29 protein-coding genes are annotated in these 25,081 nt (G+C 55.3%); 15 read left to right on the top strand and 14 right to left on the bottom strand.

Features of this window, described 5'->3' with window-relative positions:
- Positions 1–43: 43 nt before the first annotated feature.
- Entirely contained in the window at positions 44–562 is a 519-nt protein-coding gene (locus tag H151_RS0106120; protein WP_019960765.1) for a L,D-transpeptidase family protein, read from the bottom strand.
- 144 nt (positions 563–706) lie between these two features.
- Between H151_RS0106120 and H151_RS0106115 the strand changes: the two genes are divergently transcribed.
- Positions 707–1,393 carry a response regulator transcription factor gene (locus H151_RS0106115; protein ID WP_019960764.1) on the top strand — a complete coding sequence of 229 codons (687 nt, stop codon included), beginning with the start codon at positions 707–709 and terminating at the stop codon, positions 1,391–1,393.
- Between the two features lie 12 nt (positions 1,394–1,405).
- On the opposite strand, the gene H151_RS0106110 is transcribed toward H151_RS0106115, so the two are convergent.
- The 4 genes from H151_RS0106110 to H151_RS16930 all read right to left on the bottom strand — a co-directional run bounded on the left by H151_RS0106110 (position 1,406) and on the right by H151_RS16930 (position 3,281).
- Positions 1,406–1,720 carry a type II toxin-antitoxin system RelE/ParE family toxin gene (locus tag H151_RS0106110; protein WP_026353858.1) on the bottom strand — a complete coding sequence of 105 codons (315 nt, stop codon included), beginning with the start codon at positions 1,718–1,720 and terminating at the stop codon, positions 1,406–1,408.
- 4 nt (positions 1,721–1,724) lie between these two features.
- A complete protein-coding gene (locus H151_RS0106105) occupies positions 1,725–1,979 on the bottom strand; it encodes a ribbon-helix-helix domain-containing protein (protein ID WP_019960762.1) in 255 nt (84 codons plus the stop codon).
- Positions 1,980–2,104: 125 nt separating this feature from the next.
- Entirely contained in the window at positions 2,105–2,734 is a 630-nt protein-coding gene (locus tag H151_RS0106100) for a DUF1134 domain-containing protein (RefSeq protein WP_019960761.1), read from the bottom strand.
- A gap of 73 nt (positions 2,735–2,807) precedes the next feature.
- Positions 2,808–3,281, bottom strand: coding sequence for a BLUF domain-containing protein (locus H151_RS16930; protein WP_019960760.1), 474 nt, complete (start codon positions 3,279–3,281; stop codon positions 2,808–2,810).
- Positions 3,282–3,545: 264 nt separating this feature from the next.
- Here H151_RS16930 and lepA point away from each other — a divergent pair, with 264 nt between their 5' ends.
- Positions 3,546–5,354 (top strand): translation elongation factor 4, encoded by a 1,809-nt coding sequence (gene lepA, locus H151_RS0106090; RefSeq protein ID WP_019960759.1) that lies wholly within the window; start codon positions 3,546–3,548, stop codon positions 5,352–5,354.
- A 95-nt stretch (positions 5,355–5,449) separates the two neighbouring features.
- Complete coding sequence (locus tag H151_RS0106085) at positions 5,450–5,989, top strand: peroxiredoxin (RefSeq protein WP_019960758.1); 540 nt, start codon at positions 5,450–5,452, stop codon at positions 5,987–5,989.
- A gap of 8 nt (positions 5,990–5,997) precedes the next feature.
- Here the strand turns inward: H151_RS0106085 and H151_RS0106080 are convergent, their stop codons facing one another.
- From H151_RS0106080 to H151_RS0106070, 3 genes are all read right to left on the bottom strand, one after another.
- On the bottom strand, positions 5,998–6,681 hold the full coding sequence (locus H151_RS0106080; RefSeq protein ID WP_026353857.1) for a gamma-glutamyl-gamma-aminobutyrate hydrolase family protein: 684 nt from the start codon (positions 6,679–6,681) through the stop codon (positions 5,998–6,000).
- Between the two features lie 31 nt (positions 6,682–6,712).
- Entirely contained in the window at positions 6,713–8,056 is a 1,344-nt protein-coding gene (locus H151_RS0106075) for a carboxylate--amine ligase (protein WP_019960756.1), read from the bottom strand.
- A 97-nt stretch (positions 8,057–8,153) separates the two neighbouring features.
- Positions 8,154–8,930: a DUF6065 family protein gene (locus H151_RS0106070; protein ID WP_019960755.1), complete on the bottom strand. Its 777-nt coding sequence runs from the start codon at positions 8,928–8,930 to the stop codon at positions 8,154–8,156.
- Between the two features lie 94 nt (positions 8,931–9,024).
- Here H151_RS0106070 and rlmN point away from each other — a divergent pair, with 94 nt between their 5' ends.
- The 4 genes from rlmN to H151_RS0106050 all read left to right on the top strand — a co-directional run bounded on the left by rlmN (position 9,025) and on the right by H151_RS0106050 (position 12,311).
- Positions 9,025–10,206 (top strand): 23S rRNA (adenine(2503)-C(2))-methyltransferase RlmN, encoded by a 1,182-nt coding sequence (gene rlmN / locus H151_RS0106065; protein ID WP_019960754.1) that lies wholly within the window; start codon positions 9,025–9,027, stop codon positions 10,204–10,206.
- Positions 10,207–10,269: 63 nt separating this feature from the next.
- A complete protein-coding gene (locus H151_RS16925) occupies positions 10,270–10,986 on the top strand; it encodes a 2OG-Fe(II) oxygenase (protein ID WP_169336715.1) in 717 nt (238 codons plus the stop codon).
- Between the two features lie 8 nt (positions 10,987–10,994).
- Positions 10,995–11,510, top strand: coding sequence for a GNAT family N-acetyltransferase (locus tag H151_RS0106055; RefSeq protein WP_019960752.1), 516 nt, complete (start codon positions 10,995–10,997; stop codon positions 11,508–11,510).
- A 63-nt stretch (positions 11,511–11,573) separates the two neighbouring features.
- Positions 11,574–12,311: a DUF3800 domain-containing protein gene (locus H151_RS0106050; RefSeq protein ID WP_169336714.1), complete on the top strand. Its 738-nt coding sequence runs from the start codon at positions 11,574–11,576 to the stop codon at positions 12,309–12,311.
- An 80-nt stretch (positions 12,312–12,391) separates the two neighbouring features.
- Here the strand turns inward: H151_RS0106050 and H151_RS0106045 are convergent, their stop codons facing one another.
- From H151_RS0106045 to H151_RS16920, 4 genes are all read right to left on the bottom strand, one after another.
- On the bottom strand, positions 12,392–13,141 hold the full coding sequence (locus tag H151_RS0106045) for a class I SAM-dependent methyltransferase (protein ID WP_019960750.1): 750 nt from the start codon (positions 13,139–13,141) through the stop codon (positions 12,392–12,394).
- A 259-nt stretch (positions 13,142–13,400) separates the two neighbouring features.
- Positions 13,401–13,895 carry a hypothetical protein gene (locus H151_RS0106040; RefSeq protein ID WP_026353855.1) on the bottom strand — a complete coding sequence of 165 codons (495 nt, stop codon included), beginning with the start codon at positions 13,893–13,895 and terminating at the stop codon, positions 13,401–13,403.
- A gap of 140 nt (positions 13,896–14,035) precedes the next feature.
- Positions 14,036–15,976 (bottom strand): acetate--CoA ligase, encoded by a 1,941-nt coding sequence (gene acs, locus H151_RS0106035; RefSeq protein ID WP_019960748.1) that lies wholly within the window; start codon positions 15,974–15,976, stop codon positions 14,036–14,038.
- Between the two features lie 108 nt (positions 15,977–16,084).
- Positions 16,085–16,531, bottom strand: a complete 447-nt coding sequence (locus H151_RS16920; RefSeq protein WP_019960747.1) for a response regulator — start codon at positions 16,529–16,531, stop codon at positions 16,085–16,087.
- Between the two features lie 544 nt (positions 16,532–17,075).
- Between H151_RS16920 and H151_RS0106025 the strand changes: the two genes are divergently transcribed.
- From H151_RS0106025 to H151_RS0106015, 3 genes are all read left to right on the top strand, one after another.
- Positions 17,076–17,591, top strand: coding sequence for a hypothetical protein (locus tag H151_RS0106025; protein WP_019960746.1), 516 nt, complete (start codon positions 17,076–17,078; stop codon positions 17,589–17,591).
- Positions 17,592–17,635: 44 nt separating this feature from the next.
- Positions 17,636–18,373 carry a creatininase family protein gene (locus H151_RS0106020; RefSeq protein ID WP_019960745.1) on the top strand — a complete coding sequence of 246 codons (738 nt, stop codon included), beginning with the start codon at positions 17,636–17,638 and terminating at the stop codon, positions 18,371–18,373.
- Between the two features lie 99 nt (positions 18,374–18,472).
- The gene (locus H151_RS0106015; RefSeq protein ID WP_019960744.1) at positions 18,473–19,060 is read left to right on the top strand and encodes a hypothetical protein; all 588 of its coding nucleotides are present in this window, start codon (positions 18,473–18,475) and stop codon (positions 19,058–19,060) included.
- A gap of 20 nt (positions 19,061–19,080) precedes the next feature.
- On the opposite strand, the gene H151_RS0106010 is transcribed toward H151_RS0106015, so the two are convergent.
- Entirely contained in the window at positions 19,081–19,743 is a 663-nt protein-coding gene (locus H151_RS0106010; protein ID WP_169336713.1) for a tetratricopeptide repeat protein, read from the bottom strand.
- Between the two features lie 99 nt (positions 19,744–19,842).
- Between H151_RS0106010 and H151_RS0106005 the strand changes: the two genes are divergently transcribed.
- Positions 19,843–20,715, top strand: a complete 873-nt coding sequence (locus tag H151_RS0106005; protein WP_019960742.1) for a Rossmann-fold NAD(P)-binding domain-containing protein — start codon at positions 19,843–19,845, stop codon at positions 20,713–20,715.
- A 25-nt stretch (positions 20,716–20,740) separates the two neighbouring features.
- Here H151_RS0106005 and H151_RS0106000 read toward each other — a convergent pair whose 3' ends face one another.
- Positions 20,741–21,517, bottom strand: a complete 777-nt coding sequence (locus tag H151_RS0106000) for an alpha/beta hydrolase (protein ID WP_019960741.1) — start codon at positions 21,515–21,517, stop codon at positions 20,741–20,743.
- Positions 21,518–21,618: 101 nt separating this feature from the next.
- On the opposite strand from H151_RS0106000, the gene H151_RS0105995 reads away from it, so the two are divergent.
- From H151_RS0105995 to H151_RS0105980, 4 genes are all read left to right on the top strand, one after another.
- The gene (locus tag H151_RS0105995; protein ID WP_019960740.1) at positions 21,619–22,749 is read left to right on the top strand and encodes a glycosyltransferase family 4 protein; all 1,131 of its coding nucleotides are present in this window, start codon (positions 21,619–21,621) and stop codon (positions 22,747–22,749) included.
- Complete coding sequence (locus H151_RS0105990; RefSeq protein WP_019960739.1) at positions 22,746–23,732, top strand: glycosyltransferase family 9 protein; 987 nt, start codon at positions 22,746–22,748, stop codon at positions 23,730–23,732. The genes H151_RS0105995 and H151_RS0105990 overlap by 4 nt, the downstream gene beginning before the upstream one ends.
- A gap of 187 nt (positions 23,733–23,919) precedes the next feature.
- Positions 23,920–24,459, top strand: a complete 540-nt coding sequence (gene infC, locus H151_RS0105985) for a translation initiation factor IF-3 (RefSeq protein WP_051088956.1) — start codon at positions 23,920–23,922, stop codon at positions 24,457–24,459.
- Positions 24,460–24,610: 151 nt separating this feature from the next.
- Entirely contained in the window at positions 24,611–25,075 is a 465-nt protein-coding gene (locus tag H151_RS0105980) for a hypothetical protein (RefSeq protein ID WP_026353853.1), read from the top strand.
- Positions 25,076–25,081: the final 6 nt, after the last annotated feature.

Raw genomic sequence — 25,081 nt, 5'->3', positions numbered from 1 at the left:
AGACTTAAAATCTAAGACTATGTGGGCGGTGAGCGCAAAAGGCTCAAGCCATCGGGTGCAGTGAGAGCTCTAACACATCGCCGACTTGTAAAGCTTTCAAGATCGTGACCATGTCCTCACGCGCCACGGCAATGCAGCCGCGCGTCGGGGGATAGCCGGGCTTGGCACAATGGAAAAACACCGCCGAGCCCTTGCCGGGGATGGGCGGATCATCATTATGCGAGAGCACGATGATGATGTCATAAAGCTCATCTTCACGGCGCAAAGTCTCGCATGAGGCCGGATAGGGCAGACGCACCGCCCGGTTATAGGCCGCATCCTCTGGCGCATCACACCAGCCATCGTCTTCACGGATGGATTTAAGGGGGATTGACGTTTCAGGACAGGCCAGACGATCAGCGCGCCAATAGCCCCGGCGCACGATCCAGCGTCCCGCCGGGCTCGCCCCATCGCCCTCGCATTTGTCCTCAGCGGGCAAAACCCCGCCCTTGCCCAGCGCGCAAGGGTATTCAACGCCGCGCCAGATGAGACGGTTATCAGAGTATATCTTCATCACAGACATGCGAGTGAACCTAACGTCTTTGCGAACTGCGCGCGAGCGATAAACGCGCTAAACCATGGGGAAAAGGCTCGCCAAGCCTTGCCAAGGCGCGGCGCTCACCTCACATTGCTTTCAAAGCCCGCATTTAAAGACTGGACAAGACCCATGGCGAGTAAAAAGACGTTACTGATCGTTGATGATGATCCGGAATTGCGCGAAACGCTGGCCGAGCAATTCAGTTATGACGACGAATTTGAAGTCTTAACCGCCCCGGCCGCCCGGCCCGGCATGGACATCGCCCAGAAAGAGCGCATTGATGTCATCATCTTTGATGTCGGCTTGCCGGACATGGATGGGCGCGAGGCCTGCCGTCTGCTGCGCAAGGCCGAGGTCACGACCCCGATCATCTTACTGACCGCTCAATCAGGGGATGCCGATCATGTGCTGGGCCTGCGCTCTGGGGCCAATGACTTTCTGGCCAAGCCGATCTCCTTCGTTGTCTTGCTAGAACGCGTGCACAATCAATTGCGCCGCCATGAACAATCTGAAGATGCCGTTCTGCAAGTTGGCCCGTTTGAGTTCCGTCCGTCTTTAAAAATCCTGATCGATGGCCAGGGCAAGAAAATCCGCCTGACGGAAAAAGAAACCAATATCCTCAAATATCTCTATCGCGCGGGCGGTAAGCCTATTGCGCGCGAGGAATTGTTGGAAAAAGTCTGGGGCTATCATCACGAAGCCAATACCCACACTTTGGAAACCCATGTCTATCGCCTGCGTCAAAAGATAGAGCCCCATGGGTCGAGCGCCAAGCTGTTAATCACGGAATCAGGGGGCTATCGCCTGCAGATGTAGTCAGGCGCGGCGCTAATTTTCGACATCATCGCGAAAATGCGCCATGTGATGCATGCGCTCATGCAGGATTGTCACGATCCCAATGTCGGCGTTGGACAGATAGCGCCAGTAAATAACATGGCGTTCATAGCGCACATAAAAGCCGTCATGACCAAAGGCCGCTGGGATGGGCTTTGAGGCAATCTCATGGCGCGCAATTTTTGAGAAAACGTCAAACAAGCCGGTGATGTAGCGCTCGGCCTGCCCATCCCCCCAATGCTCACGCGTATGGCGATAAATCTCATCCAAGCGATGAGAGGCGCGTAATTGAATGCGCACCTCAGCCATGGTTTCAAGCACGGTTACGCGCGATCACCTGATCTGCACTTAAGGGGTGATAACGCTCTTCGGGTGCGCTGAAGGCATGATCAAGCTCAGCCTTCAGACGGGAAAAGGCCTGCGCCTCAGCGCGTTCTTTATCGCAGCGAATAAGATGGCGAATATATTCGCTGACATTTTCAAAACTGCCATGCTCACCGACCGTGTCTGCAACATGATCGCCCAGCACGCCGTTCAAACGCACCGTCAGAGTTGTCGTTTTAGTCATCTTAAAACCCTCGCGCCGTCTTCAATATAATCAAAAATACTTACGCAAACAAGTTCAAGTCCGAGTTATCGCAAAAAACCCCGAACCTAAGGCTCGGGGTTTTCATCACACCATCCAGGCACACCTTAAAACGGTAACCAGCTGCGGCTTTCTGTATAGGAGAGATACCCCATATTAGCCCCGGCGCGCAGGCCAACCCCTGAGCGGATTGGGGCCAAGGTGATATGGTCTTTCGCCTGATAATTCACGCCCAGACCAGCAACGAAATAGGCCGTTCCCTCTACGCCCGGAAAGCGCTGGTAAAGCTCATCCGTGGAGCGCGCGCCATAGACCAGGGTGAAGACCCGGCTGGCATTTCCACCGGCATCGAAACCCAAAGAGGGGCCCTGCCAATAGATTTTTTCCGCGCCCGACTGGCTCTTCATGTGAAGATCACCCTCACCCAGACGAAGACCAATTCCAGCAGCGCCCGCAATTTCTGAGCCGGTAATATAACCCACCGGGCGGCCATTATCGGCAAAAATGCGCTCTAATGCAGAGGCCGCCGCTTCGGCCGTTACGCCAAAGAAATCCGAGGTCGCCTCAATAATTTCTTCTTGGGTATAGGTTTGCGGACGTGCTTGAGAATCGCTTTGCGCGCGCGTGGCCCCCGTGTCGCGATAGGATGATTGCGATGTCGCGCAACCACTTAACACGCTGGCGCTGGCAGCGATGCATAAGGCGGATAACAGTCCAAGACGTTTGAAATTGGACATGGTCGATCTCCCTGACCTTGTGACTTCACTCCCCGAAGGAGTGATGTTGGCGGGAAAGCGAACGATTGCAAGTTTAATTGTGGTTAAGCAAAGATGAAGAATCGCCCGTCATTTGAGAACTGGCCGCGAAGCTGGCTACCAAAAGACGCATATCGCCAGGCAAAGGGGCGTTGAGAAGATCACGGATCGAATAATCAGGATGACTATGATGCGTGTTTTGAGCGTTCAGCTGCACCAGACCACCCCCATGCGTGAGATTGACAATATTCAACGCCCAGGAAGGAAAGGTTCGGGTCTGACAGGGATGATGACTGAGGAGACATAAATCTTCATGGCGCGGGTCTTGGCGTACATTTTGTAACAGCCAGGTCAAAGATGCCGCCGGCCCCTCAGCGTAATGTAAGAAATAGCGCCCATCATAGAGGAGAAGGCTGGTGATGCCATGATCTTCATTACGTTTGCGCGCGCGCAAGCTCAAACTGTTTAAGGTATTGATCGGCAAAGGCTGAACCGCACGGCTGAGATAGACCAGACGATGAAGGCTCATACACGACACTCCCCTAGAAAGTCTCATTCACAAAATGACATGCGGCGAAAATCTTGATCGTCTTGGTGTAGAGATCAGGTGCTGAGAGCGTTTAGAGTGAATGCCCACTGACAAGATGGCATCATCAGGATCAGGGCCTTTCTTGAGCGAGGCAACGCTTAACCCTGAATGCATTCAATCAGAGTTCTTGCAGGCTGTCATCCGTTTATTTGCCAAGGTAAGAGGCGCTTGGCGGGCGATAAAAGCAGTGCTAAGTCGGCTGTCATGACAACAGATCCAAAACGCATCCGAAATTTTTCTATCGTAGCCCACATCGACCACGGAAAATCGACGCTGGCCGACCGTCTGATCCAGACGACCGGCGGCCTCAGCGCCCGTGAGATGAAAGAGCAAGTGCTCGACAGCATGGAGCTGGAGCGCGAGCGCGGGATTACGATCAAAGCCCAAACCGTTCGCCTGGACTATACGGCCCAGGATGGCGAACACTATGTGCTCAACCTGATCGACACCCCTGGTCACGTGGACTTTGCCTATGAGGTGAACCGCTCGCTGTTCGCGTGTGAAGGCTCGCTGCTGGTCGTGGATGCGGCCCAGGGCGTTGAAGCGCAAACACTCGCCAATGTGTATCAGGCCATTGAGGTTGATCACGAGATCGTCCCGGTCCTCAACAAGATCGACCTGCCCGCCGCCGAGCCTGAGCGCGTCAAGGCCCAGATCGAGGATGTGATCGGAATTGATGCCAGCGATGCGGTGGAGATCTCGGCCAAGACCGGGCTCAATATCGATCAGGTCTTGGAAGCCATCGTCAAACGCCTACCTCCGCCCGAAGCCGGTGATCCCAATGCGCCCTTGAAGGCGCTGTTGGTCGATAGCTGGTATGACACCTATCTGGGCGTGATCTGTCTGGTGCGTATTTATGAAGGTACGCTACGAAAAGGCATGAAAGTGCGCCTGATGGGGGCCAAAGCCTCCTACGGGGTGGATGGGGTTGGGGTTTTCCGGCCGACCAAGGAAAGCGTTGACAGCTTGGGCCCAGGCGAGCTGGGCTTCCTCAATGCCTCGATCAAGCAAGTGCGCGATGCGCGCGTCGGCGATACCGTCACCGAGGAAAAACGCCCGACCGATAAGCCGCTACCAGGCTTTAAACCCGCTCAGCCTGTGGTCTTCTGCGGCATGTTCCCTGTGGACGCCGCCGATTTCGAAGACATGCGCGATGCAGTGGAGCGTCTGGCGCTCAATGACGCCTCTTTCAGCTATGAGATGGAAACCTCCGCCGCTTTGGGCTTTGGCTTCCGCTGTGGCTTCTTGGGGCTTTTGCATCTTGAAGTGATCCGTGAGCGTCTTGAGCGTGAATATGATGTCGATCTGATCACCACCGCGCCCAGCGTGGTCTATGAGCTGACCATGACCGATGGCTCGATGCAGGAGCTGCACAATCCCGCGGACATGCCCGATGTGGTCAAAATCGACGAAATTGCTGAACCTTGGATCAAGGCCACGATTTTGGTGCCCGATGAATATCTCGGCGCGGTACTGAAGTTGTGCGAAGACCGCCGCGGCATCCAGCAGGAACTGACCTATGCGGGCTCGCGCGCCATGCTGGTTTATGAGCTGCCGCTTAACGAGGTGGTCTTCGACTTCTATGACCGCCTGAAATCCGTCACCAAGGGCTATGCCAGCTTTGACTATCAGTTCATCGACCATCGCGCGGGCGATCTGGTCAAGATGTCCATTCTGGTCAATGACGAGCCGGTCGATGCACTGTCCATGATCGTACACCGTGCCCGTGCCCAAGGGCGCGGCCGTGCGATGTGTGAGAAGTTGAAAGACCTGATCCCGCGTCACATGTTCAAAATCCCGATCCAGGCGGCCATTGGCGGCAAGGTGATCGCGCGCGAGACCTTGTCAGCGATGCGCAAAGACGTGACGGCGAAATGTTATGGCGGCGATGCGACGCGTAAGCGTAAGCTGCTGGATAAACAAAAAGCCGGTAAGAAACGTATGCGCCAATTCGGTAAGGTCGAAATCCCGCAAGAAGCCTTTATCGCCGCCCTGAAAATGGATGACGATTAAGTCAAAGAGGCACCTGCCTCTTGCTCGTATTAAAAAACCCTCTAAGTCTGGGTTAGCACCTATCGGTGTTCATCTGATTTGGAGGGTTTTTTTATATGTTCCGCGCACTCGCATTGTCCGTGACTTTGATGGCTGGGCTCTCCAGCGCCGCCTTAGCGGAGCTGAAAACCGGCGAGCATGCCCCGAACTTTACCGCCCAAGGATTTTTGGCGGGCGAAGCATTTGAGTTTAATCTGGAAACCGCACTGCAAGACGGCCCCGTCGTGCTGTACTTCTTCCCGGCTGCCTTTACACCAGGCTGCAATATCGAAGCGGCGCTCTTTGCGGAACATGCCGAAGAATTTACTGCCGAAGGCGCGACCCTGATCGGGGCCACGTCGGGTAATACCGATCAATTACAAGAGTTTTCAACCGCCCATTGCGCCAGCGCCTTTCCGGTTGCCGGTGTCGAAGGCGATGTCGTGCGTGATTACGAAGTCGGCATGCTGATGCGTCCAGGTTGGACCAAGCGGACCTCTTATGTCATTGCGCCCGATGGTGAAATCCTACTTGCCTATAGCGAAATGAACCCCAATGAGCATGTCAACCAGACGCTGGCGGCCGTGCGCGCCTGGAAAGCGGCTCATAGCGAATAATTACCGCGCTAATACGCCTTGGCAGCCTCGACAAGCCCTTCAAAAATCGCACGAAATTCTTTGCGATAGATCAAAAACTCTGGGTGGAATTGCACCCCCAGATAGAAGGGCTTGGCGCGGTCTTCAATGGCCTGAATCACGCCATTTCTTTCACACGCACTGACCTTTAGCCCCTCGCCCAGATCGGCGATCGCTTGTTTATGGATCGAATTGACCCGCGTTGCGGGCTTACCCACCAAGCGCGATAACAGACTATCATCGGTTATCGTAATTGTTTTGCGATAGAGCAGATGACCCAGAGGCGTCGATGGGTAATCGACATCGTCATATACTTCGCTCAAGCGTTGATGGAGGCTGCCACCGCTGGCCACATTCATCAATTGCGCCCCGCGGCAAATGGCAAGTGTGGGCAGATGGCTATCTCGCGCTTTACGCGCCCAATACATTTCCATCTCATCGCGGTCATGATCATAGCGCGCACCCTCAATGGCGTCCTGACCATAATGGACGGGAAAGACATCCGATCCACCGCCAATCAAGAGCCCTTTCAAGCGTAATTTACGCCACGCCATGCCGGGGGAGAGCTCGATCGGCACCCCCCCGGCCAGACGTACAGCCAAGCCCATTGCCGTATAGGCCAGATTATCGCCGCGTTCGGGCTTTGTTATGCCTATGATGGGCTGTGTACTCACACCAAACCTTTCACGTTTGACGTCTTTGGCCTTAGCCTTTTAATTCATGCGGTAATTCCCCATGACGCACCAAAGAGCTTAAAACAAATAAAACCCCAAAGGCACTCATCGGGTCATCGTGAAGATCAATCTCTGACTTTGCGCCTTTAGAGAGGCCAAAGCGTTGTTTGAGAATGTGAAAGGCCTCATCAAAGTCTGTAACTTTATCGACCGCCTCGGCAAAGGATTTAAACGCCGCCTTGGGCTCACCCTTTTCCAACTCCCACACCATATTGTCCCAGGCTTTACCCGCCCCTTTGGTGTCGATCCCATCCAGCGCATCGGCAAAGGCCCCGGCCGCCCAGGCCCCCGGCACCCGGGTTTTCGCGCCCACCTCGCCCTCAACCTCTTCACCGGCAGGCACGTCGCCATAGGCAAACAGGTGATAGACCAGCCATGGGAAATCAACGCCCGATTCCACACTTTGGAAGAGGCCCGCCCAAAAGCGTGGATTGACCTCAATCAGCTTGGGCTGATCAAAACTGTCTGGATCCCACATGAAGTCGATCTCAGCCACGCCATGCCAGCCCACATGATCCATCAAAGCGTTGGCTGCACGTAGGAAAGGCGCATCATCAACCGTTTCACGCATCGCGCCAGAGCCGCCCGCCACGGGCATATTCTGGACATTGTGATAGGCCATATGCGCGCGCAACTGCCCATCTTTATAGAGCACACAAACGCAATAATCCTCGCCCTTCGCGCCTTCTTGTAACAAGGGCGGTGGGTTTTCCATGCCCACCCTTTGCAATGCACGGGTCTGCATTTCCTTTGGGTCATCAAAGAATTCAATGCCGCGCCCGCCGACCTCATCCACGGCCTTGATAAGGGCAGGCATTTTGATCTCTGCCATCACTGCGCGCACCTCATCACGGGTGTGAGGGTGCCAGGTCTTGGGCGCGGGAACGTCCAGGCCGTCCAGGGTTTTAACCAGATTTTGCTTGGGGTCGACCTTATCAATCGCCTCGATATCAGCGACAGCCAAGGTAATAAGGCCTTCGAAGCGATGCTTATGAAGGGCCAGAACCTTTGCCTCCCGGAAAGTGGGCATCAAAATATAAGGTCGCTCATCCACAGGCTTATGCTTGAGCACAGCCTTCAACAGGTCCTGGATAAAGCCCTCTTCGTCCTTTTCATAATCGGCATGGACAAAGTTATGGGCAGAATAGCGCGAAAAGCTCCCCGCCGTCAGGCCCACGCTATCGCAGGTAATGACCTCCACACCGCGCTTGTGCAGCGAGTGCGCAATCACCAAGGCCATCAAGCTGCGGCCATAGGTGACAATGACCCGTCCCTCATGCTTTGGGTCGGTCTTTGGGTTTAGATCGTTCGTCATAAAACGCCCCTTCAATCGATCATCCACCCACTCTAGGGGGCTTCATGATCGAAACGCTGATGCGTGGCAAGACGTTCCTTAGGCGCAGTACTGCGACCTAGCGTCGCTTCGGTTTCACGCCCAAAGTTTTGGCTGGAGCCTCTTTAAATCCTGGAACATGGATTTTGGTCTTATGGCTTTGTGGGCCCTTGGAATTATCCGGCATCAAGCCGCGATAATAGCCCTTTTGCCATTTCTCCTCGGCGACTTTTTCGTCCCCGCTGGCAATCCCGGCAACGAAATTTGACCGGCTTTCTCGCCAGATCTCTAATTGCTCGACGGTTTTGGGATCGGTGTGAATGGTTTTCAGCTCCGGCGTCACCCGATCAAACAGATCACGGCGCACGGGGAAAAACTGCGCAATGGCCTCACCCGCTTCAAAGCGCACCTCACCTGGCCGGGTAAAACGCCAATTCATCGTGAAGGTATAGGGGCTCCAATCGGTTTCAATCACCCCCGATAGGGCCGTGATCCCGTCTTTAACCCCATTGAAAGGCCCACTGACAAATATATTCCATCCCGGCGGTGTTCGCAGTAAAAAGCCCATCTCGAAGGTCAAAATGCCCGAGCCGAAATTGCTCAGGCCCGCGCCCGGATTGTGCATGGCCATTGGATCATCGAGACTTACGCTGACATCACTGACCGCCGCACCGCCATTCCAGCGCGCGCTCAAACCCGTCGGGGTAAAGACTTCCCAGCCATGCTGATTGGCAATCGCCAAGGGCAGGCAGCGATAGGCAAAGGCGTCAGGGGTGTCATCCATCCAGTCACGGCGCGTGCTGGCGGGACGAAGGGGCGGCTCATGAGCCGTTAAGGGATGGCAAATCAGTTTCATAGGGGCGATCTAAAGGCTGGTAAGGCGTGCGGATCAAGCCTTTTAGGTGCAATAGACTTGATTTTATGGCGTGGAAAGCGCATTTGGAGCGGTTATGACCATTCAGTTGAAGATTGATAACGCCGGACGCGCTCAAAACGATCCCGGCCTTGTTCCGCTTGTTGGATTGACGCGTGCGCAATTGCGCGACGCGCTGGTTGAGCATGCCGGTGTGGATGCCAAAAAAGGCAAGATGCGCGCCGATCAGGTTTGGCGCTGGCTCTATCATTTCGGCGTCACCGATTTTGACGCCATGACCAATGTCTCCAAGGATTTGCGCGCCGCGATGAAGGCCGCCTTCACCCTGGACCGGCCTGAGATTGTCGAGCGCCTGATCTCGGTCGATGGCACACGCAAATATCTGGTGCGTCTGTCACCGGGTGTTGAGTGCGAAATGGTCTTCATCCCCGATGTGGGCCGTTCAGGCGCGCTATGCGTCTCATCTCAAGTGGGCTGTACGCTCAATTGCACCTTCTGCCATACCGGTACACAGCCCTTGGTGCGCAATCTGACGGCGGCGGAAATTGTCGCCCAGATTATGATTGCCCGCGATGATCTGGACGAATGGCCCACCTCGCTGGAGGATCGCAAACTCACCAATATTGTCTTCATGGGCATGGGTGAGCCGCTTTATAATCTCGATCACGTCTCTGATGCGATTGACATTATTTCTGATGGCGAAGGCATTCAGATCGGGCGCCGGCGCATCACGGTCTCAACCTCAGGCGTGGTGCCGAAGATCAAGGAATTGGGTGAGCGCACCGGCACGATGTTGGCGATTTCCCTGCACGCGACGAATGATCCGCTGCGCGATGTTCTGGTCCCGCTGAACAAGAAATATCCGCTGGAGGTTTTGCTCAATGAAATCAAGCAATATCCCGGCCTGAATAATTCCAAGCGGGTGACGTTTGAATATGTGATGCTGAAAGGCGTCAATGACAGCCTGGCCGAGGCGCGCGAGCTGGTGCGCCTGTTACGCGGCATTCCCGCAAAGATCAATCTGATCCCGTTCAATCCCTGGCCCAACAGCCCCTATGAGTGCTCGGACTGGGATACGATTGAGGCTTTTGCCGATGTGGTGAACCGCGCCGGTTATGCCAGCCCCATTCGCACACCACGCGGACGCGATATCTTTGCCGCTTGCGGACAATTGCGCTCTGAAAGTGTGAAAATTCGCGCCAGTGAGAGAAAACGCCTGGAGCGCGAGCAATCTGAAGGCGAACCCTCTCAAGCCTAAGATTTAACTTGTTTTAATGCCAAGTATACGATGCAATCCCTGATCATGACGGGGGATTGCATCGTGCTGAACCATTTTTCTGAAAGCCTCATAACGGCTCAAGCCACGCAGTATCGCAAGCGCGGCAGAGGCGCACTCAGCCCCTTTCTCGATCCCGACTTCGCCCAGACCCTGCTTGAGAGTATTGAGACCTGGCCACACTGGAATCTCGTTACGCGCCTTCAAGGTCAGCATCGCGATTTTGATGCGGCGGGTATGCAGGCCCTAAGCCCGGAGCGCTCAGCCCCCTTCATGGAACTTGTCCATCAAGGCGCAGGAGAGGGCTTTCAATATCTCTTTGAAAATTTTCCTCTTTATGAAGAGGGCCGGGCAGGTCGCCTCAGTGGTCCGCTCAAAGACATCTATATGAGCGTAAGGAGCGAGCCCTTTCTGGCGTTAATGCGTCAGATCACCGGCCATCACGATATCAGCTATGCGGACTGCCAGCTTACCCGCTTTCGCCCCGGCCATTATTTAACGCTACACAATGATGGGATAGAGGACAAAAATCGCCGTACCGCCTTCGTGATCAATCTCAGCGCCCATTGGCGCGTGGATTATGGTGGGTTGTTACAATTCATCACACCCCAGGGCGATGTCGCTGAAGCTCTAACCCCGGATTTCAACCGCTTATGCTATTTTAACGTGCCCCAAGACCATAGCGTCAGTTGCGTTGCCCCCTTTGCCCCCCATCCGCGATATGCCATTACTGGCTGGTTACGGTATGGAGTTGAAAGCTAGCGGACACGATGACTACGCCAATCTTGATGACGCCGCGCCTGCATCTGCGCGCGCTGAGCTATGACGATGTCCCGGCCCTTCATGACGCGCTCAGCGATGAGGCGAGCATGGCCTATTGGTCGAGTGCGCCGAAAAAGACCCTCAAAGAAACCCGCGAATACATGCGCTTTAATATCGAAGCCAAGGCGGGCCCATGTTGGGCAATCACAAAGCGTGAAGCCCCCGAGCTGGCGCTGGGCTGGGTCATATTGATGATCCGCAAAGAAAGCGTGGCAGAAATCGGATATATCACACTGCCTTCTGCCAGAGGTGAGGGCCTCGCCTTCGAAGCGTGCGCACGGGTGGTCGAATATGGCTTTTCTGAGGGCATGCGCCGCATTTATGCCGACACCGATCCTGATAACACCGCCTCCATCGCCCTGTTGGAGAAACTTGGCTTTCGCTATGAAGGTCGTCTGGTCGCCACATGGCACACCCATCTGGGGATCCGTGACAGCGCGATCTATGCCAAAGTTCAGCTCTAGAGCGCGTTTTCGATAGACCCGCTTGGCGTTGCGCCTATGATGGCGCAGCGTAAGGGGGCGGGCATGGACTTCATGTATGTGGATGAATCCGGTGATGGCGGCCGGGCCGAAGGGGGCTCGCCGGTTTTCGTGCTGTCCGGCATTATCCTACCTTCCACGGGGTGGCATGAAGCCGAAACCTATTTGATGGAGATCCGCCAGAAACTGGCCCGCGCGTATGGCTGGCCCGTGCGCAACGAATTGCGCGCCAGTCAGATTATGCGCACCCGCACTATGGCACCAGAACGCCGGGTGGCGATGCTTAAAGACACTTTGAGCGCGATTGCCAATATTCCCCAGAGCCAAATCCTATTAAGCGCAGGCGTGAAAGCCGATCTTTCGCCCGATTGCGATGTCTTTACAGCCACTTGGCAGACCCATTTGGGCCAATTTGAAGATCGCTTAGCAAAGCTTAGCCGCCATCGCCCCCCACCCAAAGGCCGCCAAGGCCTGGTGCTGTGTGATGATACCCATGGGGGCAAGCTGATCCGCCTGATGCGGCGGTTACGGCGCGAACGCTGGGTCAACCGACGCAGTTTTTTATGGTTTAAGCGCCTGAAAAACCGGCCGCTTCGTTGGATCGTCGAAGATCCCCAACAGCGCGATAGCCGCGCCTCGCTGCTGCTTCAGGCCGCCGACTTATGCGCCTATGCGGCGTTTCAAAGCTTCTATCCTAATCGCTATATCCAAGAGCATGCACCAGAGGGCCTTCTGAGCGCGCTTCACAAACATCCTGGCGATATTTTACGGGTCGAAGGCTAAGCCAGACATACCAAACCCCCACGCAAAGCGTGAGGGCGGGGCATGAGTGTCTGCGGTCTTAATTGAAAACGCCGCTTATCTTACATAGGCTTACGATAGACATGGACGAAGCGGTCCGTCTTACCGCGCAGGCCATCGGCGAACACATTCTGAGTGTGGTCATCTTCGCTGTGCGCCAAGATATCGCTATCTGTTTCTAACACAAAACCGGCGGCGGTGATCTCTTCAATCGCTTGGGTTTCAGCCATACGGTGCAGCGCATCCACGCCATCGCGGTCAATATCATCCGCGCCGTGGTGATCAACAACCAAGAAGGTCCCGCCGGGTTTTAGTGCATTGTAAATAGACTGATTGATGGCCGCGCGGTCCACATCCTGTAGCAAGAGATCATGGTAGTAGAGCACCATGAAGACCGCATCGACTTGCTCACCGTTCAAAGCTTCAGCGGTATCCAGCTCATAAAGCTCACAAACAAAGCTGGTGATATTCTCACGCTCAGCCGCCAAAGCTTCCATACCCGTGACGGCTTGAGGGTAATTGGTGGCCACATAGACATCGTTCTGGGCATAGACATGACCCATATCGCCCACCGCCGCAGACAGAATGCGGGTATAATATCCCCCGCCCGCGATCAGATCGATGACGTGATCACCAGGCTTGATCCCGGCAACCGCTAAAACCTCACCCGGTTTACGGCCCTCATCACGCACGACATCTTCTGCCGGGCGGGTTTCATCATGGACCGCAGCGGTGATGTAGGCAGGGGTATCTATAGACGTCAGAGCTAAAGTCGAGCTGGCCAGCGCCAGTAGAAATGTGGATGACAGCATCAAATCCTCCCAATGCGCAAATGCGTCGCGGCGCACGCTATCACACGCAGCCACATTGCCTAGTCACGACTTTGTGGGCCTGGCTCAAAAGCCGGTGAAGATGGGATGAATGGGCGCAAAACCTGCTAAAGCCATGGAATATAAAAGGTAAGTGGGCCGCTGATATCCAACGACCCACTCCCACCTTGCGCGTAGATCCTAGCTGAATCATGTCCAGTTCAGACCTGTTAACGAGTATAACAGAGGGACAAGCGTTCGCCTAGCTTGAACTTAAAACACCCCTAAAAGTCGCTTCGCACGCATCACCCGGCTGCCAGCCCGAGGCGGTTTCAACAAAGCGGCACGCGGCATAATCCGCACCCGGCGTACCGAGCTCAACACCGGGAAGTTCTGGGTTTTGCAGAGCGCTAAAGCGATCTTTGGCAAAGACATAGCGCAATTGCGCCCCTTCAACAGCTGCCGCGTCATAAACGCATACCGGTGGGCGCATCAACACCGTGCGCACGGAGCGATCGCCCATGCGTTGACCAAACACCTGTTGCGCCAGGGCCGGGTTATTCGCGCGCAAGGCCGCAGCACTGGAAGCCCCCTGGGGGGCGATCATGCTCGCCGTGCCTTCGCTATCATGGGCCACAATACGCGCAAAAAAGGCATGCTCGGCCGGCGTAACCACGCGGCAAGTCGGCTCAGCCGTGGTACAGGCGCTTACACCCAGACCCACCAAACCCAATGTGGCTATAGTCAAACGGCGCATGGCCATCCCCTCACTGCATCAATAAACCAAGGGCGAGTATCGCGTAGACACTCGCCCCTGCCAAGTCGGCGATTACAAAGAATAAGTGACAAGATGCAAGGCCGGTTCCCGGCCCGCACACCTTTTTGTCACCGCCTCACTTACGTCAAGCGTCCGGCGATCAGATCCTCAACTACACTGGGATCAGCAAGGGTCGACGTATCACCCAATTGATCCATCGCCCCTTCAGCAATCTTGCGCAGAATTCGGCGCATGATCTTACCCGAACGGGTTTTAGGAAGGGCTGGCGCAAATTGGATATGATCCGGCGTCGCGATCGGTCCAATTTCTTGGCGCACCCATTGACGCAACATGGTTTCAGTTTCATCAGACGGCACAATGCCCGCAATCAAAGTGACGAAGCAATAAATGCCTTGGCCTTTGATATCATGAGGGAAGCCGACGACTGCCGCTTCGGCGACCAATTCATGGGCGACAAGCGCGCTTTCAATCTCTGCCGTGCCCAGACGGTGGCCCGAGACATTCAAGACATCGTCCACGCGCCCGGTAATCCACCAATAGCCGTCCGCATCACGGCGCGCGCCATCCCCGGTGAAATAATAGCCCGGATAGGTCGTGAAATACGTATCCACAAAGCGCTGATGATCGCCATAGACCGTGCGCATTTGACCGGGCCAAGAACCATCAAGGACCAGATTACCTTCCTGCGCGCCCTCTTCCGGCAAGAGATGGCCTTCATTATCCACCAAGAGCGGGCGAATACCGAACATCGGTTTTGACGCCGCACCGGGTTTTAGCGCATGCGCGCCCGGCATCGGGGTAATCAACTGGCCCCCGGTTTCGGTTTGCCACCAGGTGTCAACGATAGGACAGCGCCCTTCGCCCACCACGTCATGATACCAGCGCCACGCCTCGGGATTGATCGGCTCACCCACCGATCCCAAAAGCCGCAAGGAAGAGCGATCATGCTTCTTCACGGGCTCCTCCCCCACGCGCATGAGCGCGCGGATGGCGGTCGGGGCGGTGTAAAGAATGGTGACTTTGTGCTTGGCGACGATGCGCCAGAAGCGATCCGGGCCGGGATAGGTCGGAATACCCTCGAACATCACGCTTTGCGCGCCGCACGCCAACGGCCCATAAACGATGTAGCTATGCCCCGTGACCCAACCGACATCGGCGGTACACCAGAACACATCATCAGGGCGATGATCAAAGGTGTAATGGAAGGTCATCGCGGCCCAGACCAGATACCCCCCTGTGGTGTGCAAGACCCCCTTGGGCTTACCGGTTGAGCCGGAAGTATAGAGGATGAACAGCGGATCTTCCGCCGACATGGTCTCAATGGCGCATTTGGCATCGACTTCCAGCGCCAGATCATGGTGCCAAAAATCACGGCCCTCTTTCCAGCCGACTTTTGAGCCGGTATGGCGGATACATAACACCGCCTTCACATCTGGGGTCTGCTCCAACGCCTTATCGACATTATCTTTTAAGGGCACGGCCTTACCACCGCGCACGCCTTGATCGGCGGTGATGACATACTCTGATTGGCAATCGAGGATCCGCCCCGCCAAAGCATCCGGCGAAAAGCCGCCAAAGACCACTGAATGGACCGCACCGATCCGCGCACACGCCAACATGGCATAGGCCGCTTCCGGGATCATCGGCAGATATAGCGTAACGCGGTCGCCTTTTTTGACACCAATTTTTTTTAATTCATTGGCAAAGCGGCAGACGTGATTGTGGAGCTGACCATAGGTGATGGAATGGTGATAGGCCGGATTATCGCCTTCCCAAATCAAGGCCACATCATTGGCTTTATGGGGCAGATGGCGACCCACGCAATTATAACACGCGTTCAACTCACCATCTTCGAACCAGCGAATATGCAGATCGTCCTTAGCATAAGAGACATCTTTGATTTTCGTGGGCGCTTTGGACCAGCTTACCCGCTGTAATTCCTCCGCCCAGAACGCCTCTGGATCGTCCAAAGACTGACGGTATTTGTCTTCATAAATAGACGCCGTAACGTGAGCCGTTTCGGCAAAGGGTTTTGGAATAGGTACGCGCTCATCACTCATTAGCGCTTCTCCCCGAATAAGTGTGTGTGATTATTATCACCTAACAATGATCGGGGATGGACCGTGACGCAAGTGCGAAGAATGCGATATTAGACTTTAGGCTAATGCTTAGGCGTAATTCTCGTTCGCGTGCAGCGCGGGCCCTAAAGTCCCGCCCACCATGATCGCCACGATCGACAAAAGCTCCTTATAAAGGTCCAAGCTCGTGGGCTTTTCAATCGTGCAGGCCACATTGGGGTAATCATTCGGCTCGCGGCCCTGACGGGGCGGAAATCCCGACACAACAATCACCGGAATATGCTGAAAACGGCCTAAACTTTGCAGACGGTCCAACAGCCAATGGCCGTCATGATAAGGCATCTTCAAATCAAGAAGAATGCAAGAGGGCTCACGTGCACCGTCATACTTGCCTTCACAGGTCAGGTAAGACAACGCCTCCGCACCATTACATACACGTTCAACCTGCACATTGGGCAAGCCATTTTGCAAAGCCTGGGTTGAGAGAAAGGCATCGCCATCATCATCTTCAACCAATAGAATTGCGTGTGACCGCATGGCCCCCTCCAACTTGCCCTCACGATTTAAATGTATAAGCAATGCTTTATGGGGACTTTGAAGACAAAGCCCACACCAAACTCTCACAACTCTACACTGACTCGATCAAATTATAAGCCTGCCGTTCTATCTGTATGCGCGCAATTGGCGAGTCTTTTTCAGACTCAGTGAAGTTATTTTTTATTAGCCCCACCCTGTCAAGGCATATCAGGCCGGGAATTCAACATTTTAAACGAATTCTGTCTGTGACTTTTATCACATCCTGCCTTCAAAGGCTTTTCAGCGATGATCGAAACCGCCTCGCATTCCCCCATAAAGAGAATATCGGTCATAGCGCGTCCACACCAAGTCGATGATTTTGAATACACTCGTCCAGTTCTTAACTTAGCGCGAACTATGATTTAGGTTTTCCAACACTTTCTAGAGGCGATGTAGAATACCCCCCTAAACGCTCAAACCCCAAAGCGCTCTGTAAAAAGGAAGCCCCAGAAGATTATTGACACCTTCACCCACCCCTTATAGACGAATTCAGGCGAGGTGGGACATGCATATACTCTTGACAATTATTGGCCTTTTAAGCGGGCTTGGCATTTTACTGTGGCGCATCTCAATTGCCGCCCAAGCTGCGCACGAACTGGGCGAGGCCGCAGAAGGCCTGTTCAATCTGCCACGCAAGCTCGGCTTTCAAAGCAAAAGCCGCCGCCACCCCCTGGGGCTTATCGAAGATCCGAAAGAGGCCGCGACTTTACTGCTGTATGGCTTCATCACCTTGAGCGGGCGTCACGAAGACCGTCAGGCTGAGCTTTTGTCACGTCTTCAAAGCCTGTTTGAGATTGATCGCGAGCACGCCATTGAACTTTATCAACGCGCCAAATGGCATGTCAGCCATCTCAATGACGAACAAACCATCGCACGAAAGCTTTCACCAAGCCTCTATAAACAAGTCGGTTTAGACGCTTATCAAGGACTTTTCACCCTGCTAACCGACCTCCATCCCGGCCCTTACACACCTGGCGAACAGACCTATCTTGATCAAATGGGACGCGTTATCACACGCTAACACGGCCCTTCATCCATAAGGGCCATCACGATAAGGACCCTTTGATGAAACTGCATCTGGCAAGCTGGCCTGAGATTGAGCGCTATCTGGAAACATCAAAAGGGATTGTCATTCCCATTGGCTCAACCGAGCAACATGGGCCCAATGGCCTTCTCGGCACCGATGCGCTTTGCCCTGAAATCATTGCCCATGAAGCCGCTGAGGACGCTGGCTTTTTAGTCGGGCCGACCTTTAATGTCGGCTGCGCCCAGCACCATTTAGGCTTTCCGGGCACCATCACTTTGCGCCCTTCAACCATGATTGCCGCGCTTCAAGACTGGATTGGATCGCTCCACCGTCACGGCTTTGAAAAGATTTACTTCTTTAACGGCCATGGCGGCAATATCACCACAATTGATGCCGCTTTTATCGAGAGCTATGCGCCCTATTCCTTTGATGACATGGCCTGCCCCTACCACCTGAAGCTTCGCAATTGGTGGGAATTGAACGGCGTTTTGGATCTTTGCAAATCCATCTTCCCCGTGGGCGAAGGCTCGCACGCCACAGCCTCAGAGGTTTCCGTGACCTATTATGCCTACCCGGAAGCCATTAAAGACGTTGTGATGACCCCGCGCATTGCGCCGTCTGATCGTTTTCGTGATGCCGCCGATTATCGCGCGAAATTCGCCGATGGTCGGATCGGCTCTGACCCGGCGCAAGCCAGTGTCGATGCAGGGGCCAAAATCGTTGGCGCCGCCAAAGCGGCCCTCATTAAAGAGGTTCAAGCCTTCTTCGCAGACTAGGGCTTTATGACGTTTCCGAAAAATCCCCAAAAGGGCTCTTCTGTTTTATTCTGAGAGCGCGTAATAACAGACGTTTTCCATCCTTAAGGGGGTTTTGTGATGAAAAAAGTACTGATGGCTCAAGCAGCAGTGTGTGCCTTCATTCTGGCCGCCTGCCAAAATCCAGCCGAGCAGGAGGGCGAAGCGCCTGCTCAAGACACCCAGGTCACTGAGCAAGAAGACACGAACGCGTCTGAAACGTCTCAGCCTGAGGACCCGTCTTCTGATGATGATAGCGATGAGGAAGGCCCCAGCATTACAGCCCTTGACCAAGCGGCACGCAATGCCATCGAAGCCGATGATGAGAGCTTCATGAACGCCATCCCTGAGGATAGCGTTTTTGTCGAGCGGGGCGCAAATGGTATTATCCGCGTTGCCTGCGCCTTGAATGGTGAGCGTCAAGCCTGGGTTATTCAGGCCTCCCAAGTGGCAGGTCCGCTGGGCGATGCCTTGGATGAAGCTGTGGCCAGCGAGTTTCGCCGCGGTGCGCGCCCTGAAGATGATCGCAGTCAAACCGGCTTCTATCGTCGCCGTGACGGCGGGTTAGGCGCTGTTCAGCGCTCACCTGAAGCGCACGGCGTGTGTGATATCGCGCGTGAAGCCCACCGTCAGGCCTCTGTCCTGCCCGGTCATCGCGTCCCTGGCTAATTAAACAAGAGGGGGAGGCCTTAGCGGGCCTCCTGCCTTTGCGCTTCGCGGATATCACCGCGTAGAACGAGCAGCTTGATATCCTCAGGATAAAGCGTCAAAGCAGCATCCAACGCCGCAGCGGCCTCTTGCCGACGCCCCAGTGCCAGTAAAGCGCGCGCCTTGACTTCCAGAGCACCCGGCGATTGTGGATTAAGCGCCAAAGCGGCCTCACTGGCGCTGAGCGCTTCGGCCCAATGGCTCAGTGCAATTTGATTATTGGCGCTTGCCAACCACAGCTCGCTGTTACCGATCTCCAGAGCCAGGGCCGCATCATAGCGGATTTGTGCGGCTTCAAACTGGCGATTTTGCGCCAGCACATCACCGATTTGCGTCAGCATTACCGCTTTTACATCGGGGGGCAGATTTTCGCCCTCGCTGGCCGCTTCCATACGCGCCACGCCATAATCCAACTGATGGCCTTGGCTTAAGGCAAAGCCGACGCAAAATTCCGCCGCCCAGCCACCACCTTGACCGGACCAGATGAGACCTTTTTCAAATGCGCTTTCATTATTGTCTAACGCCTCGACCATGCAAGCCCTAAGGCGCTGACTTTCAAGGTCAGGGCCATGATCGGGCGCTGAAGAAACGGCTGGAGACAGGGTTAGGCTTTGCACCATAATCAGGCTTATTAAGGCAGGCATCGGCATGTCGTATAAAAATCCAAAAAGCTTTGATCCCAATCAGATCTGCGCATCTATCGGGAGAGGGGCTCTTATAAAGAGAAGAAAGCGCCAAGGCACATGACAGATGCACCTCTCACCTTGTTCTTGGGCTATGGCTTTTGTGCGGCAGCTTTGGCCCCGCACCTGAAAAAGCGCAGCCATACCCTCATCGCCACGACACGCAGCGCACAAAAAGCCCAAGACATCGGAGCCTTAGGCTATGACGTCATTCTAACTGATGGATCAGTCAGTGCAGAGCGCGCCCTCAGCCAAGCCTTTCAAAAGGCGCGCTATGTCGTGTGTTCGGCCCCGCCCGGCGCGCAGGGCGATCCCTTTTTGCCCGCGCTATTGCCCTTGATCACGGCCGGTGACTACCAGGCCCAATGGATCGGCTATATCTCGACCACCGGGATCTATGGCGATCGTCAAGGCGGCTGGGCCTTTGAAGACGATGCGCCGCGTCCCGGTCAACGCCGTTCCCACTGGCGCGCGGGGGCTGAGGCCAGCTGGATCGCCAGCGGCGCGCCGGTGCGCCTTTTTCGCTGTGCCGGAATTTACGGCCCCGGCCGGTCTGTGTTTGACAAAATCCGTGAAGGCACAGCCAAGCGCGTCGACAAGCCCGGCCAAGTCTTTTCCCGCATCCATACCGAGGATATTGCCCGCGCGCTGCTGGCCTCGATGGACCAGCCTGACGCGCCCGGCCCGTTCAATCTGGCCGATGATTGTCCCGCGCCCCAACACGAGGTCATCGCCCATGCATGCGGCCTGATCGGCGCGCCCGCCCCCCCCTTAGAGCCTTTCGCCCCGGATAGGATGAGTGCGATGGCGGCGAGCTTTTACGCCGAAAACCGCCGCGTTTCGAATGCACGCGCCAAAGCCCAGCTGGGCTGGCGCCCGCTTTATCCCAATTATCAAAGCGGACTGGCGGCCATATTGGCCGCGGGCGGCTAAAGCCTCGCTTTAAAAAACGGCGGTCTTATTTCGCGTCGACTTGCGCGCAATTCTCTGCGACCCAATCACATAGGCGCGCCAGATCATCGGGCTCTGACAAGCGGTGATCGCCCGTTTTCTTGAGGTGATAGCGCACATCCTGGCTGGTCACACATTCCAGGATCCGCAAAGCATGCCCCCAAGGCACGTCTGGATCCTGCCAGCCTTGCAGAATTTGGACCGGGCCGGAAAATTCAATATGACCGTCGAGGATTTGCCACTGACGGCCTTCCTCAATCAGGGTTTTGGTGATCCGCACCGGGCCGCCATAAGGGGAGGGTTGATCCCAATAACCCTCGGTCATAATCGCCTGTTGGACATGATGGGGCATCGCCTCCCACATCAAAGTCTCGGTGAAATCAGGGGCTGGCGCAATCAGGGTCAGGCCCTTGACCCGCTCTGGGCGCGCCTGCGCGCACAAGAGCGCAATCCACCCGCCCATGGACGAGCCCACCAGGATTTGCGGACCTTGGCTCAACTGATCAATCACGCACACCGCATCTTCACGCCAGCGCCCGATCGTGCCTTGATCCCATGCACCCGAAGATTGTCCGTGCGCGAAGTAATCAAAGCGCACGAAAGAGCGATCCTGCGCTTTTGCCCATTCTTCCAGCGCCAAGGCCTTTCCCCCTTCCATGTCAGAGCGGAACCCACCCAGCCAGATCACCCCGGATTTATCCGGCGCGCCATCATGGCGATGATAGGCCAGAAACTCATTGTCGGAGCGCGGCAAGGACGAAGCTTGTTGGTTCTGGATCGCCATAGGATGTTTTCCCCTTTGGTGTTTTGGGCCTAACTCGCGTAGAAGCATAAGGCATACGAACACATGACTAACATATTTGTGTAGGGCACAGACACGTCGCAATGAACATCCTGCAGGTGATACCCGAATTGGATGCGGGGGGCGCGGAACGCACCACCCTGGAAGTCGCTGAGATCATTATACGCTCAGGCGGCAAGGCTTTGGTGGTCAGTCAAGGCGGACGCATGGTGGATGAGTTAAAGGCCCTGGGCGCGGAGTTAATCCGCATGCCGGTGAAGTCCAAAAACCCCTTCACAATCTGGCAAAATGCCGGGCGACTGACCGATATTATTCGCAAGCGCGATATTGATATTATCCATGCCCGTTCACGCGCACCGGCCTGGAGCGCCTATTGGGCCGCCAAGCGCACGCTGATCCCCTTTGTCACCACCTATCACGGCACTTATAATGCCAAATCAGGGTTCAAGCGCTGGTATAATTCGGTGATGGCCAAGGGCGACCGGGTCATCGCCAATTCCAATTTCATCGCCGATCATGTGCGCCGCGAACACGGTGTGGGTGAAGATCGCTTGCGCATTATTCCGCGCGGGGTGGATCTGAAAACACTCGATCCCAAAGCTGTCAACCACAGCCGTATCGCGGCCATGCGCGCCAGCTGGGATTTAGCGCCCGAGCAAAAAGCGATTTTATTGCCCGCCCGCCTGACGCGCTGGAAAGGCCAGGAAGTGGCCCTGAAAGCCTTCGCGCCCCTTGCCCCTAAAGGCTATGTTCTGGTGATGGCGGGCGATGCCCAGGGCCGTGATGATTATGTCGACGGGTTGAGATCATTAGCTAAAGATTTAGGGATTTTAGACAATATTCGCTTGCCTGGTCATATTCTCGACATGCCAGCGGCCTATGTTGCGTGTGAGGTTGTGCTGACCCCTTCTATTGAACCAGAAGCGTTCGGACGCACCGCCGCAGAGGCGCAGGCCATGGGCCGTGCGGTGATTGCAGCTGATCATGGGGGGGCGTGCGAAGTGATAGCGGATCAAAAAACGGGCTGGCGCGTGACCCCAGGCGACGATCAGGCCTTGGCGCAAACCCTCAGCCATGTTTTATCATTACCCCAGGACCGCTTAGATCAGCTGGCCATGGATGCGCGCGCGCGCGTGGTGGAACACTTTTCTAAACAGTCTTTGCAAGAGAAAACCTTGCAGGTCTATCGCGAAGCCCTAGAGTATGACGTATGAACACTGATGACACATCCAAAGAGCAAATCTTATTGCTCCATGACGGGGATCTCATCTCCACCGTACGCATGCTGGCCCCGGCGCGCGCCATTCGTGAGCGCCATCGCAAAGCTCGTATCACCTTGCTGTGCGGCGGGGAGTTTGAAAGCCTTCTGAAATACTGCCCGTATTTCAATGAGGTCCAAAGCAATCTCGATCAGGCCAGTAATAAAAACTGGTTCGACCGCATGAAGGCCGCGCGCGCCTCCAACTATGATATCATTTATGATCTTGGTGCGGGTGAAGCCAGCGCGAAATTGAAAAGCGCGATGCGCTTTGCCAAGACGCGTTGGGTCGATGTCGCCCCCCATGCCAAGGATGAAGGCCACCCGATCGACCGCGTGGCTGAGCGCCTGGGCGCGGCCGGGCTGGGCCCCACCAGCTATCCCCCAGGGGGCGCACCGCCGCCCAGCGCGGAATGGGTTGATTTCGTCGCCAAGCAATCGCGCACCGTGGATCCGGCTTATTTTGGCCTTCAGGGTCAATATGCCCTGTTTGTGCCCGCGGGCGATGATGTGATCCCAGCGCTACGCTGGCCCAAAGAGCGTTGGGCCTCCCTCGCCCATGAGCTGATCAGCATGGGCATTGAACCGGCCATCATCGGCGGGCCCAGCGCGCGCGAAGTCGGGCGCTATGTCGCCCATGTCACACCGGGCGCGCGCGATCTAACGGGGCGCGCCAATCTGGTACAGCTCACCGGCCTGGGTCGCCATACGGGCTTTGCCTTCGGTGAAAATATTGGCCTTTTACATTTGATGGTCGCAGCTGGTGCCCCCGCTGTCGTATTCCATCCCGGCCCCGAAGCGCCCTATGAAGAGGCCCCGCGCGGCCCTGCGACCACCGTTTTGATGCACGCCCCGACCCTGGCGCAAATCTCTGTTCCTGAAGCTGTTCAGGCCATGCGCTTTGCCGGTGGCTTCAATCGCGACACCCAGGCGGCCTAGTCGACCTGCAACAGAACACCCCTTTTAAGGTGATTTTCTGTGAATACCCTTGATCTGGGGGGCATATTCGCGATAAGAGCCTTCTTTAAGACTCATGGCGAAGAAATGAGCCTAGCGTTCATTGCAACCGTTTATGAACATCTCGCATTTATTCTCATATCCTTCGCAGTAATTAGGGAGAAGACGCATAGCTCGCCGTCCACACGTCGCACCGCCACAGAAAAAAGATGGCCCGCGCATCAATCAAGAAATCCGTGTACCACGGATTCTACTTATCGACGAACATGGTGAAAAACAAGGTGAAATGCCCATCGAGGCAGCCCTTGAAGCTGCACAGGAAGCAGGCCTGGATCTGGTTGAGGTTTCCCCCAATACCAGCCCGCCCGTGTGTAAAATTGTCGATTATGGCAAGCTGAAATACCAGGCTCAGAAGAAGAAAGCTGAAGCCAAGAAAAAGCAAAAAACCCAGGACATCAAAGAAATTAAAATGCGTCCGGGCATTGATACGCACGATTATGAGGTCAAGACCAAGTCGATGCGCCGTTTCTTTGACGAAGGCGATAAAGTCAAAATCACCTTGCGCTTCCGCGGCCGTGAAATGGCCCACCAAGATCGTGGTGCGGAATTGATGCAGCGTGTGAAAGTCGACTTTGAAGATATTGCCAAGGTTGAGTTCGAGCCCAAGCTGGAAGGGCGTCAAATGATCATGATCATGGCCCCGCGCTAAACCTTACCAATTCTTAAAAAAAGCCTGCCTCTGGCAGGCTTTTTTTATGGCTCAAACTATCTTATGACTGTTGTTTATCTCTAGGTCGGCTAATCTGCCCACACGGTGGCGATTGCGCCTAATTTTGCGAAGCCAGGGGGGGGCTTTGATCATGCATTACCGAGCGTTCTCACTCAGCCTTCTTGCGGGCCTCTGCGCCACAGCCACTGCCTACGCCCAGGATTTCACCCGCGCGCCCTCTTATGGTGTCGTCAGCCTGGCCACCGGCTTCACCCCCAGCCCGTTTGAAGTGGACCTGCAATCAGGCGGCGAACTTGACAGCCTGACCGTCTTTGGTCTGGCGTGCCGCGGCAATATTGCACAAAACCCCGATTATCGCGTGTTATTTGAAGCGGGCAGCAAACCTCTGGACATCCGCGTTGAAGCCACCGCCGATACCACCTTGATCATCAATGACCCGAACGGCGATTGGTTTTGTGACGATGATGGCGCGAGCGGCGTTAATCCGCAGCTGGTTTTCGACCAGCCCCTGTCGGGACAATATGACATCTGGGTTGGCACCTATGGCGATGCCAGTCTGCAACCGGCCAAATTGATCATTCACGAACACGAATAAATTCCA

The sequence above is a fragment of the Woodsholea maritima DSM 17123 genome (assembly GCF_000382325.1).
GTDB lineage: Bacteria > Pseudomonadota > Alphaproteobacteria > Caulobacterales > Maricaulaceae > Woodsholea > Woodsholea maritima.
This window is presented reverse-complemented; position numbering and strand designations above follow the sequence as displayed.